Below are 15,061 nucleotides of genomic sequence, written 5' to 3' on the forward strand. Positions count from 1 at the left end.
TATCCGGGAGCTTGCCTGTCGAGTAAGCACCGCCCGGACCGGTATATGCATTAGACTAACACGCGACGTTACATGAATAGCACGAATGAACTTCATTGGAAAGCGCTTGACGAAGTGGATGAGTATGCCATTTTGATGCTCGATAAAGAAGGCCTCGTGAAGAAGTGGAACAAAGGTGCCGAAAAACTGAAGGGCTACCGGGCCGAAGAGGTGTTACAGAAATCTTTCAGCATGTTTTACACGGTCGAAGATCAAGTTGCCGGGATCCCCGAAAACCTGTTGCGACAAGCCGCCAACAAAGGGAAAGTGGAGCACAACGGATGGCATGTGGGCAAAAATGGCAGGATGTTCTGGACCAGCGAGGTGATTACGGCCTCGCGCGATGACGACAACGGCCTCACCGGCTTCATCCAGATCTCGCGGCATCGCGAAGGCAATCGCGATTTCCTCGCCAACATGTCACACGAACTGCGCACCCCCCTCAATGCCATCCTCGGGTTCTCGGAGTTGCTTATCGACCAGAAGATCGGGCCGCTCAATACACGGCAGCGGCAATACCTTCAGGATATTCATGAGAGCGGTTCACACTTGCTTCAACTCATCAACAACGTACTCGATCTGGCAAAGATCGAATCCGGTAAGACAGAGCTTTCCGTTGAGATCTTCTCGCTCAACGAGGTCATCGCCGGCGTCATCACCACGTTGGAGTCAATTGCCACCGAAAAAGACGTGACCATCCGCCTGGAGCTTTCCAAGGCGTTGTCGTTTGTTTGCCTTGATAAAAATAAATTCCGGCAGGTCCTGTATAACCTTTTGTCCAATGCCATCAAGTTTAATCGGGAAGGTGGCGAAGTGCAAATCAGCACCCTGCCGCACCAAGCCGACACGTTCATGGTGCGTGTGAGCGACACAGGCTTGGGCATCCCAAAAGAGGATCTAAAAAAATTATTCATGCCCTTTGTGCAACTCGATTCCGGCACAGCCCGGCAACATGAAGGTTCGGGATTGGGACTGACGCTTACCAAAAACATCGTCGAGCTTCATCGGGGTCAGATCGGCGTCGACAGCGAGCCGGGCGCCGGCTCCACCTTCTGGATCATCATGCCCCTGCGCATCACCTAACCCAGCGATTTGTGATATGACGACAGAAAAAATCATTATGATCATAGACGACAATGCCACCAATCTAACGTTGGCTTCCGATGTCCTTGAACTCGAGGGGTTTCGCGTCGTGCGTTGTTCCGACGCCGAGGGCGCGCTCGCTGCCATCGGCGAAAAACATCCTGACCTGATCCTCACAGACATTGCCCTACCGGGCATCGACGGCTTGGAGCTTACGCGCATGTTGAAAGCCAATGACACCACCCGTCAAATCAAGATCATCGCGCTGACCGCCTTTGCCATGAAGCAAGACCATGAAAAAGCACTCGCCGCCGGGTGCGACGGTTTCATCACCAAACCCATCGACACACGCCGGTTCAAAGATCAAATTACCCCTTACCTGTAATCCTGCATGAACGCATACAAGCTATTGGTCGTTGATGATTCGGCCCTGTCGCGCAAATTGCTCGAAGCTGCCTTTGAGACCGAAGGTTATGTCACCCTTGCCGCACGCGATGGCCAGGAAGCGATGGACATCCTGCTCACCGAAGCCGTCGATCTCATCGTTACCGACATTCTCATGCCCAACGTCGACGGCTATTATCTGTGCTACAAAGTTCGGCACCACGAAAAACTGCGCGGCATTCCCATCATCATCTACACCGCCACGTATACTTCACTTAGCGAAGAGAAGATCGCCGAAGACATGGGCGCCGATCTGTTCATCCGGAAGCCTGCGCCGATTCACGTCCTGGTTGAGGCTGTGCGAAAGTTGTTACTTGAGCCCTCGCGTCCGCGGGAAGTGACGAAGAACCCGTCTATCTCCATGGAAGTTATGCACCAGTATAGCTCCGACCTGGTGAACAAGCTCGAACAGCGCAACATTGCCCTGGAAGAGACGCGTCGCAACCTGGAGCATACGGTTCAGGAAAGAACCCGGGAACTTCAACGCTCCAACGAGGAGCTGATGGCTTCCAATGAAGAGTTGCAAGCGATCAACGAAGAATTGTCGACGACCAACGACAAGCTGGTCGACGCCACGCTGGTGATCCATCGACAAGCGGAAACCATTCTTGTGACGGAACGCAGGTTGCATGAGATGGAGATGCAAAAGAGCCAGCACCTCCTGGTCAAAGCTTACGAGATCGCCAAGATCGGTTACTGGACCTACGACACCGAAGCGGATCGCGCCGAATGGAATGACCAGACCCGAAAGATCTTCGGGGTGTCGCCCGCATACCAACCCGCCCTGCAGAGCTACCTGGCGCTGGTTTATCCTGATGACCAGCAGCGCGTGAAAGACGATGCCCTCCGGGCGATAACCAAAGGCGAGCTGTTCAACGTGGAGCACCGCATCATTCGCAAAGACGATGGCTCGCTTCGCTGGGTGCACGTGCGCGCGGATTTTGTTCAAAATGAAAATGACGCACGCCTGATGCTGGGGGTGATCCAAGACGTATCGGACCGCAAGACCTTCGAAGAAGTGCTGCTGGAATACAACCAACGCTACGAGATCCTGTCGCGTGCCACCAACGATGCCATCTGGGACAGGGACATCGAACACGACGCCGAAGTTTGGAACCACGGCATCGAGACCATCTTTGGCTATGCCGACCGGCAGATCAGCACCGCCACGGAATGGTGGAAAGAAAAAATTCACCCGGAAGATTTTGAGCGTGTGACCCTGGAGATCGGGCAAGCCTTTGCGCAGCTGCGCACCAACTGGATCTCCCAATACCGGTATCGCTGCGCGGATGGCACGTATAAATATGTGTTGAATCGCGCCTACATCATCTACCAGGACGAACGGCCCGTTCGGATGATCGGCTCGATGCAGGACATCACGGGTCAAAAAGAATTTGAGCGCAGCATTACGGCCATCGCCCGCGAACTTTCGGAGCTGATCCAGCATGCCAATGCTCCCATCTTCGGGTCGGATCGAAACGGTTATATCAACGAATGGAATCGCGTGACCGAGGAGCTTACGGGGTACAGCAAAAACGAAATGCTGGGGAAGAACATCGGGCTTTGTATCCGCGACGATCACCGTCAGGAATTTATGCTTTTGCTCGAGCGCGTCTTCAAAGGCAGCCCGCTCGACAACCTGCAGTTGCCGATGATGTCGAAAGACCAACGCGACCTCATCTTCCTGCTCAACACCACGCCCCGGCGAAACTCGGAGCAACAGATCATGGGCGTGTTGATGGTGGGTCAGAACATCACCGAGCTCATCGAATACCGCGTCAACCTGGAAGCGAAAGTACAGGAACGCACGCGGGAACTGAATGAGGCGCTGCGCAAAGAGAAAGAACTGGTGGAAATGAAAAGCCGGTTTGTCTCCATCGCCTCGCACGAGTTCCGCACACCGCTGTCGACCATTGCGCTCGCCACCGGTTTCCTGCGGAAGCATCGCGAAAAAATATCGTCCGATGATTTTGTAAAAAAGCTGGCCACCATCGAAAAGCAGGTGGACCACATGACCTACCTGCTGGACGACATCCTGATGATCGGCAAAAGCGATGCCGGCAAGATCAAAACTAAATACACGCCGGTTGACATCGAAACATTTTTTCAGCAAACCGCCCGCGAAGTGGAAGAAAGCATGCGAACCCACCAGGTGCAAATCTTTATTCAGTGCTCGGTGAAGTCGTTTGCTGCCGACGAAAAATTGCTGCGCAACATTCTGATCAACCTCATCACCAACGCCATCAAATTTTCTCCCGATCAAAAATCGGTCATGCTGCGCGTCACCAATTCACCGGATTTTCTCAAGGTAGAAGTAAAAGACAAAGGCATCGGCATCACGCCCGAAGATCAGCAAAACATCTTTTCGGCATTTCACCGGGGCGCCAACGTGGGCACTATTCAAGGCACGGGTCTCGGTTTGTCGATCGTAAAAAAAGCGGTGGATCTGTTGGCCGGACAAATTCACCTGAGCAGCCAGGCAGGCGATGGCACGTCATTTACCGTTACCCTACCCTTGCGCGTATGAAAAAGTTAAAAATCTTGTTGATCGAAGACACACCCGATGTGCTGGAAGGCCTACTCGAACTGTTGGAGATGGAGGGTTATGAAATGGCGGGCGCCACGAATGGCAAGGACGCGCTTGAGAAATTACAAACTTTCACGCCCCACCTGATCATCACCGACCTGCGCATGCCGGAGATGGACGGCTTCACGTTCCTGAGGAACGTGAAGTCAAACCCCGTCCACAACACCATTCCTGTTCTGGTGTTCTCCGCCAACGCCACACCTGAAAATGAAGACAAAAGTCTACACCTCGGCGCCGCAGGTTTTTTGAAGAAGCCCTGTAACACGGATAGGTTACTCGAGCATATTCAGACTTTGCTGCACCATCGCTAGCCGCGAACGTGCAGGTTGATCTTTCGATGCAAATCTTCCGGAACGAAAGGCTTGCTGATAAAATCGTTCATCCCCGCCTCGATCACTTTGTCGCGCATGCCCAACATCGCCGAGGCCGTTAAGGCCAGGATGGGCATGTTGCGGTAGTGCGCCTCGGGCAGGGCGCGGATGAGACGGGTGGCTTCGTAGCCATCCATCACCGGCATTTGTATATCCATCAACACGAGTGCGTAATTCTTCAGCACAACTTTCTCCACCGCTTCCTTCCCGTTGTTGGCCACATCCACCTGCACGCCCCACGCCTCGAGGAAGCTGCACGCAATGATCTGGTTGATCTCGTTGTCTTCGACCAGCAGCACGGGGATGTCGATTTTCCGAAGCACGCCGGTGGCGGTCTCTTCTTGTTGAACGTTGTCGGTGTCTGCGCCCTCTTCGAGCGACAAGACAAAGCTGAATGTCGAGCCCACTCCGGGAACACTCTCCACGGTGATGTCGCTGTCCATGAGGTTCACCAGGTTGCGGGCGATGGAGAGCCCCAACCCAGTACCACCATATTTGCGGGTGGTGTCGGTGTCGGCCTGAACGAAGCTATGAAAGATAGTGTCGAGCTTGCCGGGCTCGATGCCGATGCCCGTGTCGACAACAGAAAAACGGGCGATGCGTTTGCCGGTGCGTGTGCCCTCGTCTTGCACGGCGAGGGTCACACAACCGGATTCGGTGAACTTGATCGCATTGCCCACCAGGTTCGTGATCACCTGCGCCAACCGCACGGAGTCGCCCTTGACGATCGACGGCAGGGTGGCATCATATTTCAGTTGAAGTGGAATGCCCTTCTGTTGGGCATTGTGCTCCAGCATGTCTTTTGTTTTTGTGATCAGCTGTGCCAGGTTGAAGTCAACATGCTCCAGAGCGATCTTGCCGGCTTCGATTTTGCTGAAGTCGAGAATATCGTTGATGATGGTGAGCAGGTTCTCGCCCGAAAATTTCAGGAGCCCCAATTGTTCGCGTTGATCATCGCGCGGCCGGTCCAGCAACAACAGGTTGGTGAGACCGATGATGGCGTTCATGGGCGTGCGGATCTCGTGGCTCATGCGCGAAAGGAATTGGCTCTTGGCCAGCGTGGCCTCTTCTGCTTTCTCTTTTGCCTCCTGCAGCGACGCCTCAAACTGCTTGCGCTTGGTGATGTCGCGGGCCGACGACTGGAAGCCCAACATGTTTCCGTTGCGATCGAGGAAGGGCCGGGCGTTCGATTCGAGCCAGACGAAGTCGCCGTTCTTTTTGCGGATGCGATATTCCAGGGTAGCGATCGTGCCACGACGGACAATGTCGCCGACAATGCTCCGCACGCGATCCGCGTCTTCGGTGTGGATGAGCGCGTAGGGAGATTTGCCGATCAATTCATCGGGCTCGTAGCCCAAAATGTAGCGCACGCTCGGCGAAACAAAAACGCGCGTGGCGCCGGCGTCGGCCTTGAAGAGGGAAACGATGTCGCCCGAGTTTGTCGACAACAGGCGATACATTTCTTCGCGCTCTTCCAGCTTGCGATGAACTTCTTTCAGCTCGGTGATGTCGTTGAGGGTTCCGATGTAGCCTGCGGGCAGGCCTTGGTCGTCGGTTATTTGCAGGGCACGGCCGGTGACCCAGCGAATGTTCTTGAACTGATCGATAAACCGGAATTCCAACACAAACTCCTCGTGGGCAGCAATGGCGCTACGCCACGCGTGCACCATCCGGTGACGGTCGTCGGGATGGATGGACGTGATCCAGCCATCGCCAAGGGCTTCTTCTTCCGTGAGGCCCGCGATCTCGCACCAGCGAAGGTTCACGTAGGTGCACTGACCGGAGGCGTCGGTTTGAAAAATTCCTACGGGCGCGTGTTCCGATAAAAGCCGGAATCTTTTTTCACTGCCCTCCAGTTTTCGTTCCGCCCATTTCAATTCGGTGATGTTGCGGGTGATCGCGCTCACTTTATAGACCCGCCCGTTCTCTTCAAAGAACATGCGCACGTTTTGCCCCACCCAAACCTCCTCACCGTTGCGCGCGTTGAGCACAAACTCGAGGTAAGAATTCTCTGTGAGGCTTTTGCGCTGGCGGCGATAAAATTCTATGACGCCTTCGAGGTAATACGGGTGAACCAACTCCCAATAATGCATCTTGCTCAGCTCTTCCCTGGTGAACCCCACCACGGTTTGCATGAGACTGTTGACAAACGTGAACTTACCATCGCTATCCAGTTCATAGATGAGGTCGCTCGCGTTTTCCACCAGTTCGCGGTATTGCCGCTCCTGTGCCTCGAGGTTTTGTTGCAGCTCGCTGATCTGTTCCAGGTTGCTGCGAATTTCTTCTTCGGATGCCTGAAACTCCTGATTGAGTTGGTGCAGGCTGTGGTTATGACCCTGTAAAAATGATTTTTGGTCTTCCAACTCCTGAACGTGTTGCCGCAGGGCCAACAGCTTCATGACCTGTCGTCCCAAACCGTAAAGATTGTCGATCTGTTTTTGCGACAAGATGCGGGGGTAGATATCCCAAACACACAACGTACCCAAGGCATAGCCCTCGGGTGTAACCAACGGTACGCCTGCATAAAACCGGATGCCCGATACGCCCACCACGGTCGGGTGATTGGCAAACCTGACATCGCGCTTCGCGTCGGGAATCAGCAGTATGCTGGGTTGCTGAATGGCATGGGTGCAAAACGCTGTGGTCCGATCGGAGGTTGGTGTGTAGGCGCCACACGTCGCCTTGAACCAATGCCGGTCGGCATCGACAAAGCTGATCGACGCCGTGGGCACCTCGCAAAGCGTTGCCGCCAGATCGACAATGTCGTTGAAGGCTTGCTCGGGCTCCGTGTCGAGGATGCCCGAGCGGTAGAGGGCTTCAAGCCTTCTGCGCTCGGCATCGTCGGGTTGGTTGGTTCGATGGATGGCTAACATGTTCGTTGATCTTATTTAGCGACGAATGACTTCAGGTTTTCCAAAAAATAGCGGACCTCTTCTCTTAACAAGCTTATGGTGTCCGCGATGCGGCTTGTACTTTGAACCATCTCCATGCGGGTGAGGGCACCGATGTTGCTTTCCAGAACGGTCATCGTCTTCACAAAGACAGGAGAAGCAAACAAGCCCATAGCCGACTTGATCTTATGAAGCTGCGCACGCACGCGCTCGCGGTCGTCGGTCCAGGCGGCGTCGGCAAGATCCTGTGTCATCGTTGGCATATGCTTGATAAACGCCGAGGCCGTGGCACGCATCACGCCGTCGTTGGAGCCTGTGAAGGAGAGAAATCTTTTTTCATCCAATACGATGAAAAGTGGACTTCCATCGGGAGCAGTTTCGGTGATGGTCGAGACAACCTCGTTAGATTTTGTTTTCATGGTATACAGAGTAATCGGTTATTTGTTGATCAAAATTGCAACCCCAGAGGGTGGCGAACATCAGTGGAGCACGGATTTTCAAAAATCAGGAAGTTGGCGGTGGCATCAGGAAATCCCTGATATGACAGTCCGGCCTAAACCGCCCAAACGACCCATCCGGGTGACCATCCTAAACCAGGCAAGCTTTTCAGGGCATTAAATTGGGTATGGAGATCAGAAAGGTAGACCCCTTCCCTTCCAACGACCGCACGGTGATCGACCCTTTCATCTTATGGAGAACCTCCTTCACGATGTAGAGCCCCACTCCCGAACCGGTGGACTGCATCGAGCCACGATAGAACAGGTCAAAAATATGCGGGCGGACCTGGTCCTCGATGCCCATGCCGTTGTCGCGCACCTGCACGGTGCAAAACGACGGGAACACTTTCACCTGGATGCGCACTTCCATCTGTTCTCTTTCATTGTTCCGAAAATGAATTGCATTTGAGATGAGGTGCGTCAAGATCACGCGGAAGCGGTTGTTGTCGGTGTAGAGGGGCACTGGCTGATCGCAGGTCACGGAAACCTGAATGCGCTCGGCGTGCACCACGTCCTGGAAATCCTGCAATACTTCATCCACAACCGCTCTCACCTCCACCGGGTGGGCGACTACGCGCTGACGCGAATTCGAAAGGAATTGCTCGAAATCGTCGAGTAGCAATTCCATTTTGCTGCATGTTTTTTCGATCGACTCCAGAAAGAATTTCGGATCGATCTCCGGGTTGTTGGTGTTGCTCTTCAGCAGGTGGACCAGGCCGGCGATGGATTTCAACGGCGCCCGCAGGGTATGCGAGCAGCTATAAATAAATTGTTCGATCTCTCCTTTCGCCTTCACCAGCTCCAGCCCGGCAAGCGAAGTAACATTTTCCTGGGCAACGGTCCCGCCTTCAATCTTTGTGTCCCTCATCGTCGTGTTGATTTGATGAGACAAAATTGCATTTTGGCCAGACCCCCTGCATCGGGGAGCGGCGGATTCTGAAAAATCAGGAATTTGTACGGGACATCAGGAAATAACTGAGGCTCCCAGACCAACTCACTTCTTGCGGTTCACAGAAATGAGGTCGTGTTCGATGGCATATTTCACCAATTGCGCAGTGTTGGTGAGACCGAGTTTATCCTGGATGTGCATCTTGTGAGTTTCGACGGTCTTTACACTGATAAAAAGAATCTCGGCTGCTTCTTTCAGCGTTTTGCCGTCGGCGATGAGCACCAGCACTTCTTCTTCACGCTTTGTGAGCTCACTCGTCTTGCGCGTCGGAAGCCCCGTGCCGTCTTTCTCTTTTAAATAAAAATCCTGGAACACCAGGGCGGTGATCTCGGGACTGAAATGCCGCTCGCCTTTCATCACGGTTTGTATGGCCTGGAGCAAGGTCTCTTTGTCAGAATCTTTGGGAAGGTAGCCGTCGATGCCCGACTTTATGCCGGCCGTGATGAAGTCTTTGGTCACTTCGCCCGAGACGAGGATGATCTTGATCCTGGGGTTCTGCTCTTTGATCCAGCGGGTGGCTTCGATGCCCGTCATGCCTTTCATGACAATGTCCATGAGGATCAGGTCGGGCGCCTGGTCGTTGGCAAAGTTCACAGCGCCTTCGCCACTTTCGAGGGTGCCGACAATTTCGATGCCGGGTACGCTTCCAAGCATGGAGATCATGCCTTGCCGCATCAGGCCGTGATCGTCGACAATGAGTGTGCGGATAGTCCTTTCCATGATAAAAAACGGTTTAGTATGATCGCACGAAACGGCCTCCCCACCCCCTAGTGCCCATCCTAATTTAGAAACTTTGGCGGCGCCGAAAAAATGAAACGTCATAATTTATTCCCGGACGTGTTGAAGGGAACACATGCCTTGCGCGGTAGTCGTTACCCATAGAGTTGTCCGTGTGCCGCGCAGCAGGAGCACCCCGAATTCCCATAGCCCTTAGGAGGGAAGCTTTCGAAAGCCTAAATTAGATCAGCAACGTATTTTTAGACCTTCAACGACGGCCTAACCTATTTTAGCTTATGAAACACTCCCGTCAACTAGCCATCATACTTTTCGCGATCAGCGCGTGTGCGCCTTCACGTCGCGACGACACGGTTGATTATGCCACTGCCAAGCGCGCCATATTAGACATCGACTCCGTTATGCGGGCGGCGCGTTTGGGCAAGCAGAACCTTGAGCAATACAAAAATTTGTGCGAAGACTCCGTCGTGGCGACCTACAACGAATGGTATGTGGAGTCGGCCGATGCGTTGGCTCGCGATCTATTGAATGGCGTCACAACACCTCGCCGGGATGTCAGATTTCATCTCTACGGAACAACGGCCATTTTAAGTTACCTGGAAACCCCGACGGAACACATCAATAATGATACGATCATTCATACTATTCGCATCACAAAAACTTTTGCCCTTCGCGATGGTCAATGGAAGATGGCGGCCATCAATATTAGTCCGCAGCACAAAAACTATTTTAAACCGCTCGCCAAACAACCCAAGATCGTAGCCGGCTATACCGGAGATTACCGATGGTCTCCCACCAATGGAATGCCCACGGTCATCAACTCAATTTATACCAGGGGCGATACGCTTTTTTTCAAGAACCCCGACACGGAGGGTATTCCCATGTTTGCTGTGGATGATTCTACATACATGGTAAAGGATGATTTGATCCGCACCCGGTTTGGCAAAGACCCGAAAGGCAAGGTGACGCATTTGATCTATGTGCTTGACGATGGCCAGACGATCAGGCTACCAAAGGTGGAGTGATTCTCAACACAATGAAATTGGAATTCTCACGAGCGAATGCAGAAAATTATCGACCAACTACAAATCGCTCCATTCGATCATTGTTTCATAGGTCATTTCACAAAGCGCCCCTTTGATGGCGATGGATCCAGCCGCTATATCGACATGCATAACAACCTCCAATTCGTTAGGGGAAATCCGGAGAATTTTATAGAATACAAGTGCATTGAAGATCAAATTGTCACCCTCCATTTTGCAGCCGATTATTTCAGGAACCTTTCTCTTTCCAGTGGCACATATAACTTTCCCGCTATCGGTTAAATCCATGACGTCTATCATCTCCATTCCAAACATGCCCTGTGGTTTCTGTGCCGTCGGCGCGAGTTTCCAGTGCTTTAGCTTCCATACTTTGTGAAGGGAGGTTTGCTCTCGCACCGGCGGGCTGGCCGTTTGCGCGATGTGTTGCTTCAATACCTCAAGCAGTTCGGTCTCTGTCTTTGAAAACGGCTTGATCCATTCCGAAAACCCAAATCGCTGATCTCCGCGCAGCGGGCATCTCGGCGGCACGGATGGCCCAAACAATCCCGTGTAAATTGAGTCGCTGTACGCATCGATGTTGCCACCATAGGTCTGGACGTAGGCTGAGATGCCATCGATGGTGGAAATACCGATGTCGTAGGGAATAAATTTATACGTGGGGAACCATTCTTTGATCTTGGTCTGTAATTGAAGGAACGCCAATTCATATTCAAACACGGGCGAGACCGTCGCGACGTGATTGGCGTGATAGGACAGGATGCGGGTTTCCTCATTTTTAGACGGACCCATTTTTGTTGGCAGCTTCACTTCCGAACGATCCATGGCATAAACCGTGTAGTAGGGACCAAAGACACTAATAAAATAATGCAACATTTTTGTCTTGGCATACTCCGGGGTCACCAGTTTATCGATCGTAACGCCTCCGCCAAAACAAGTATCGACCAAGGTGTGTGCATCGTCCATTTTCTTGTCTATTGATCCCTGCAAAAACTTTTGAAACGCGGTCCACCGTTCTTTGTAGTTCCTCTTGTTAAAGAAATTCTCATCGACAAGCTGGTTTATCTTTTTATAACCATCAAACGTCTTAAGGGTCTCCCGTGTATATTGTTTATATCCCCCTTCAATAGGATAGTACTCTTTTATGGTATCGTAGATGGCGCGAAAATCATAATCGTATAACTCGGGTTGAAATTCCATGCGACGGTAATTAAGACAAGAAGATAACAAGAGAAACAGCGCTTGAACGATCCTCGCCACAAAAGCTGTCCGGGGAAATTCCGGAAAAAAATTCACATTAATTTCTTTATCTCACCATTTTTCACAAGATTTCCTGATCGCGTGATTTCACGGGTGGCCTGGACGGATCAATTCCCCGCGCCGTGAAAATCATATCAGCGCTAGAATTTGACAAGTCTGCAACATGCCTTATCCCTTGCCCTTCAGTTCTCCCGGTTTCAGCATGAAGGCGCACCTCTTTTTTGAAACCCTTGCCTTTTTTGCAGGCTATCGATATTTCGTTTACCTGAGAAAAACAAAGTCAGACCCCATACCGGAAACCAAACGCATCTGGATCATCATTGCAGCCGCATTTGGAGCGTTCTTCTTTTCGAGACTGTTGGGCTCCCTGGAAGATCCGATCCAATTCATCAACTCCCCCGCGCCGTTGATTTATTTCTACGCCAATAAAACCATCGTTGGCGGCTTATTGGGTGCATTGATCACGGTTGAACTCACAAAAAAAATACTGCATGAAAAATCTTCTTCGGGCGACCTGTTCACCTATCCCCTCATCCTTGCCATGATCATCGGGAGAGTTGGATGTTTTTTGGCGGGTGTTACGGAGCCTACCTATGGCGTTGCCTCATCCCTGCCCTGGGCCATAGATTTGGGTGATGGCGTGCCTCGCCACCCCATAGCCCTGTATGAAATTGTGTTTCTTGTTGCCCTCTGGATCAGTCTTGTTCAAATCGAAAAGCCAGTTACCCTGGCCAATGGGGTGAGATTCAAAATGTTTATGATCGGCTATCTCGTTTTCAGGTTATTCATCGAGTGGATAAAACCTGCGCATTTTTTCTCCATCGGCATCACCACCATTCAACTGGCGTGTCTCGCCGGGTTATTCTACTATTATAAAACGGTATATTTCCTTGCCTTAAGGCCATCGAAACTTATTGTGCAGGCGGATTGAAAAAAATGTATATCATGATCACACCATCAGCCTTGCCATCGTCATTGAAGAATTGTTTAACAACGAGCCATAACAGGGTCCACTATGAATAAACTAGGTAAAGTAGCAGGCATAAATCTATTGATCTTATTTTGCTACATGATATTCATCTATATCAGCAACAAAGGCACGGGTGAAGCCGAGCTTGGCATTTTGATCTTGGCCGCGTTCTGCATCACGATTCATGTTTTTCTAAACTTCGGGCTTGGAATTTATTTTGTGTTCAGACACGACAAGGCCCTAGGTCGGGCATTTTTTTTGAGCGCAGGCATCGTCTTGGTTGTTGGCTTCTCATCATGCTTGGGCAGTGTTGCCCTGTAAGATTTGAAGCATGTCCGGGATTCGTCAAGAACATTTCGCCAATGCCTACACAGCCATTCTCCGCGACCGTCACTCATAAACCTCAAAGGCATCGATAATGTCCAGGTAAACCCCGTCAAAACCCGCAGTTAATATTTTCTTCAGATACGATTGATCGTTGCCGAAAATAATGTGCTGCCATTCCGGGTCCCAGTATTTCACTTTGAAGTTCCCCGGCCAATCCGGATTTTCGGCATCCATCCAGGGGGGCTTGGTGGTGTTCCAGGCGGCTTGCCAATAGTAGCGATAATTTTCCGCTTCGCCGATGGACATATACGAAATGACCAGCCGCTTTCCGCCATTGGCCTTGCTCTTCAATTGCGCCACTTCCGCTTCTGTGAAGGCTGTGCCATCCGTAAAGAACAAGTCCATGATCAGGAGATCATAGTTTGTGGCCTTCACCGCGTTTATGAAATCTGTTTTGGTGGGAAAATCAGCCGGGTTGATGAGATACAAAAAATTCTTCACCTGCGACAACGAAGTCACCACCGCATTGTTTTCTCCGTGGATCGGGTTCGGAACTGTTGGGATGACGTTCAGTTCTCTTTGTGTGGCGGCAAAGGAGACATAGCCGGCGTTGCTGTTTTGAAGATAGGAGTCCTCGATGTTTGAAGTTGTGGAGCAATAGTCGGTTACCAATATGGTGTTGCCGGCGTTCTTTGAAATATCCAATAGCTCTTTCAAATAAGTGCGCACGTCGCTGGGTGTAGCCTGGTCGTCGTTGTCATAGCCGTACCACAGATCTTCCTGGCCGTTGGCGTCGATCGCATTTAAATAGGCCGTGTGGGGTGCGCCGGAATTGTCGCCGTTGGTGCTGACCAATTCGATCCCGTTTTGTGGAATGATGTTGAAGGTTGGATTTGCTGCTTTGGCATATTGGCTTATGCTGATCACGAAGTCTCGCATTTTCTGCTTGAATTCGGTGTCGCCGACGGTGCCCTTATCTTCCTCATCATCTTTGCAGGAAACGAACGACGTGGTTGCCATGCATCCAAACATTAGTGTTATCAACAAGGCTTTGTTTGTTTGTAAAAACACCTTATGAAAACTCGATCGTGTTTGGGCAGAGGGTTGGTGGCGTTTCATAGCAAGACGATTTATAAAGAGAACGATATTTATAAGGAGAACGACATTTAAATGTACTCATTTAAATCGCGAGCAAGCAATAACCCTTTCGGGTGATCGATAAACCTGAAAAAGTTTACCAGACAAAACCGACGGCCTTTCAGAAAAAGCTGGAAAATTCTGAAAGCGTTGATACCTTAGAAGAGAAAAACAAGCCCTATGAGCACTCCAGTTTCTTCGACATCTCCCGAGAGTCTATCGACCGCCATGCAGGGTATCTGGTGGTTGGTTTCGCGTGAGGATTATACAAAAGATGGACAGCGGAGGACCGATCCTGTGTTGGGTTCGGATCCGATCGGGATTCTTTCGTATGCAAAGGATCGTTTTTCCGCTCAGTTTATGAAACGCGACCGCACAGAAGCGTCCGGTCAACCGGTGTTTGGTGCGGGGCAAAATAATACCAGCGCTGTGGGGGGTTATGATGCTTATTTTGGGACGTATGTTGTGGATAAGAGGACCGGGACTGTTGCACATACTCTTGTCGGGTCTATCACGGCTGCCAATATTGGGATGACGGTTTATCGGGATTTGAAGGTTGAGAATAATCGGTTGACGATTCAGTTGGAGACGTCGACGCCGGAGGGTGAGGGGGTTGTTCGGACTTTGGTTTGGGAAAGGATTAGTTGATTTTTTTTGTTGTGATGAACGTCATTTTGATGTGTCGTCGAGGAAGAGAAGAGAATGCAATTGTGCTGAACGTTCGGTGGGAT

The 15,061-nt window shown here is 51.4% G+C and carries 15 protein-coding genes; 9 read left to right on the forward strand and 6 right to left on the reverse strand.

All coding sequences use genetic code 11. The annotated features are described in order from the left end of the window. Positions 1-72: 72 nt before the first annotated feature. From BUB30_RS13325 to BUB30_RS13340, 4 genes are read left to right on the forward strand one after another with little or no spacing between them, the layout of a single operon-like run. Entirely contained in the window at positions 73-1,122 is a 1,050-nt protein-coding gene (locus BUB30_RS13325) for a PAS domain-containing sensor histidine kinase (RefSeq protein ID WP_073134357.1), read from the forward strand. Positions 1,123-1,138: 16 nt separating this feature from the next. After that, positions 1,139-1,507: a response regulator gene (locus tag BUB30_RS13330; protein ID WP_073134359.1), complete on the forward strand. Its 369-nt coding sequence runs from the start codon at positions 1,139-1,141 to the stop codon at positions 1,505-1,507. Between the two features lie 6 nt (positions 1,508-1,513). Next, a complete protein-coding gene (locus BUB30_RS13335) occupies positions 1,514-4,093 on the forward strand; it encodes a PAS domain-containing protein (protein WP_073134360.1) in 2,580 nt (859 codons plus the stop codon). Next, positions 4,090-4,464: a response regulator gene (locus BUB30_RS13340; protein ID WP_073134362.1), complete on the forward strand. Its 375-nt coding sequence runs from the start codon at positions 4,090-4,092 to the stop codon at positions 4,462-4,464. The genes BUB30_RS13335 and BUB30_RS13340 overlap by 4 nt, the downstream gene beginning before the upstream one ends. Here BUB30_RS13340 and BUB30_RS13345 read toward each other — a convergent pair. The 4 genes from BUB30_RS13345 to BUB30_RS13360 form a co-directional block, all read right to left on the reverse strand. Then, complete coding sequence (locus BUB30_RS13345) at positions 4,461-7,397, reverse strand: PAS domain S-box protein (RefSeq protein WP_073134364.1); 2,937 nt, start codon at positions 7,395-7,397, stop codon at positions 4,461-4,463. The genes BUB30_RS13340 and BUB30_RS13345 overlap by 4 nt on opposite strands. Before the next feature lie 11 nt (positions 7,398-7,408). Continuing rightward, positions 7,409-7,834, reverse strand: coding sequence for a hypothetical protein (locus BUB30_RS13350; RefSeq protein ID WP_073134366.1), 426 nt, complete (start codon positions 7,832-7,834; stop codon positions 7,409-7,411). A 187-nt stretch (positions 7,835-8,021) separates the two neighbouring features. Further along, complete coding sequence (locus BUB30_RS13355) at positions 8,022-8,780, reverse strand: sensor histidine kinase (RefSeq protein WP_073134367.1); 759 nt, start codon at positions 8,778-8,780, stop codon at positions 8,022-8,024. A 126-nt stretch (positions 8,781-8,906) separates the two neighbouring features. Continuing rightward, positions 8,907-9,581, reverse strand: coding sequence for a response regulator transcription factor (locus tag BUB30_RS13360; RefSeq protein ID WP_073135167.1), 675 nt, complete (start codon positions 9,579-9,581; stop codon positions 8,907-8,909). Between the two features lie 293 nt (positions 9,582-9,874). Between BUB30_RS13360 and BUB30_RS13365 the strand changes: the two genes are divergently transcribed. After that, positions 9,875-10,621, forward strand: a complete 747-nt coding sequence (locus BUB30_RS13365; RefSeq protein ID WP_073134368.1) for a hypothetical protein — start codon at positions 9,875-9,877, stop codon at positions 10,619-10,621. A 57-nt stretch (positions 10,622-10,678) separates the two neighbouring features. Here BUB30_RS13365 and BUB30_RS13370 read toward each other — a convergent pair whose 3' ends face one another. Next, positions 10,679-11,836: a hypothetical protein gene (locus tag BUB30_RS13370; RefSeq protein WP_073134370.1), complete on the reverse strand. Its 1,158-nt coding sequence runs from the start codon at positions 11,834-11,836 to the stop codon at positions 10,679-10,681. A 223-nt stretch (positions 11,837-12,059) separates the two neighbouring features. On the opposite strand from BUB30_RS13370, the gene BUB30_RS13375 reads away from it, so the two are divergent. Together BUB30_RS13375 and BUB30_RS13380 are read left to right on the forward strand one after the other, a co-directional pair. Then, a complete protein-coding gene (locus BUB30_RS13375; protein WP_073134371.1) occupies positions 12,060-12,827 on the forward strand; it encodes a prolipoprotein diacylglyceryl transferase in 768 nt (255 codons plus the stop codon). An 84-nt stretch (positions 12,828-12,911) separates the two neighbouring features. After that, complete coding sequence (locus BUB30_RS13380) at positions 12,912-13,187, forward strand: hypothetical protein (RefSeq protein WP_143164892.1); 276 nt, start codon at positions 12,912-12,914, stop codon at positions 13,185-13,187. Between the two features lie 69 nt (positions 13,188-13,256). Here the strand turns inward: BUB30_RS13380 and BUB30_RS13385 are convergent, their stop codons facing one another. Then, a complete protein-coding gene (locus BUB30_RS13385; protein ID WP_073135169.1) occupies positions 13,257-14,213 on the reverse strand; it encodes an endo alpha-1,4 polygalactosaminidase in 957 nt (318 codons plus the stop codon). A 191-nt stretch (positions 14,214-14,404) separates the two neighbouring features. Here BUB30_RS13385 and BUB30_RS35165 point away from each other — a divergent pair, with 191 nt between their 5' ends. Then, positions 14,405-14,590, forward strand: coding sequence for a hypothetical protein (locus tag BUB30_RS35165; RefSeq protein ID WP_073134374.1), 186 nt, complete (start codon positions 14,405-14,407; stop codon positions 14,588-14,590). Further along, a complete protein-coding gene (locus BUB30_RS35970; RefSeq protein WP_073134375.1) occupies positions 14,559-14,978 on the forward strand; it encodes a lipocalin-like domain-containing protein in 420 nt (139 codons plus the stop codon). The genes BUB30_RS35165 and BUB30_RS35970 overlap by 32 nt, the downstream gene beginning before the upstream one ends. Positions 14,979-15,061 lie beyond the last annotated feature (83 nt).

This window comes from Chryseolinea serpens (assembly GCF_900129725.1).
Taxonomy (GTDB): Bacteria; Bacteroidota; Bacteroidia; order Cytophagales; family Cyclobacteriaceae; genus Chryseolinea; species Chryseolinea serpens.

What these genes read in the sequence shown, in the direction of transcription:
- BUB30_RS13325 (WP_073134357.1), top strand. Translation starts at nt 73, where the DNA reads ATGAATAGCACGAATGAACTTCATTGGAAAGCGCTTGACGAAGTGGAT.
- BUB30_RS13330 (WP_073134359.1), top strand. Translation starts at nt 1,139, where the DNA reads ATGACGACAGAAAAAATCATTATGATCATAGACGACAATGCCACCAAT.
- BUB30_RS13335 (WP_073134360.1), top strand. Translation starts at nt 1,514, where the DNA reads ATGAACGCATACAAGCTATTGGTCGTTGATGATTCGGCCCTGTCGCGC.
- BUB30_RS13340 (WP_073134362.1), top strand. Translation starts at nt 4,090, where the DNA reads ATGAAAAAGTTAAAAATCTTGTTGATCGAAGACACACCCGATGTGCTG.
- BUB30_RS13345 (WP_073134364.1), bottom strand. Translation starts at nt 7,397, where the DNA reads ATGTTAGCCATCCATCGAACCAACCAACCCGACGATGCCGAGCGCAGA.
- BUB30_RS13350 (WP_073134366.1), bottom strand. Translation starts at nt 7,834, where the DNA reads ATGAAAACAAAATCTAACGAGGTTGTCTCGACCATCACCGAAACTGCT.
- BUB30_RS13355 (WP_073134367.1), bottom strand. Translation starts at nt 8,780, where the DNA reads ATGAGGGACACAAAGATTGAAGGCGGGACCGTTGCCCAGGAAAATGTT.
- BUB30_RS13360 (WP_073135167.1), bottom strand. Translation starts at nt 9,581, where the DNA reads ATGGAAAGGACTATCCGCACACTCATTGTCGACGATCACGGCCTGATG.
- BUB30_RS13365 (WP_073134368.1), top strand. Translation starts at nt 9,875, where the DNA reads ATGAAACACTCCCGTCAACTAGCCATCATACTTTTCGCGATCAGCGCG.
- BUB30_RS13370 (WP_073134370.1), bottom strand. Translation starts at nt 11,836, where the DNA reads ATGGAATTTCAACCCGAGTTATACGATTATGATTTTCGCGCCATCTAC.
- BUB30_RS13375 (WP_073134371.1), top strand. Translation starts at nt 12,060, where the DNA reads ATGCCTTATCCCTTGCCCTTCAGTTCTCCCGGTTTCAGCATGAAGGCG.
- BUB30_RS13380 (WP_143164892.1), top strand. Translation starts at nt 12,912, where the DNA reads ATGAATAAACTAGGTAAAGTAGCAGGCATAAATCTATTGATCTTATTT.
- BUB30_RS13385 (WP_073135169.1), bottom strand. Translation starts at nt 14,213, where the DNA reads ATGGCAACCACGTCGTTCGTTTCCTGCAAAGATGATGAGGAAGATAAG.
- BUB30_RS35970 (WP_073134375.1), top strand. Translation starts at nt 14,559, where the DNA reads ATGCAGGGTATCTGGTGGTTGGTTTCGCGTGAGGATTATACAAAAGAT.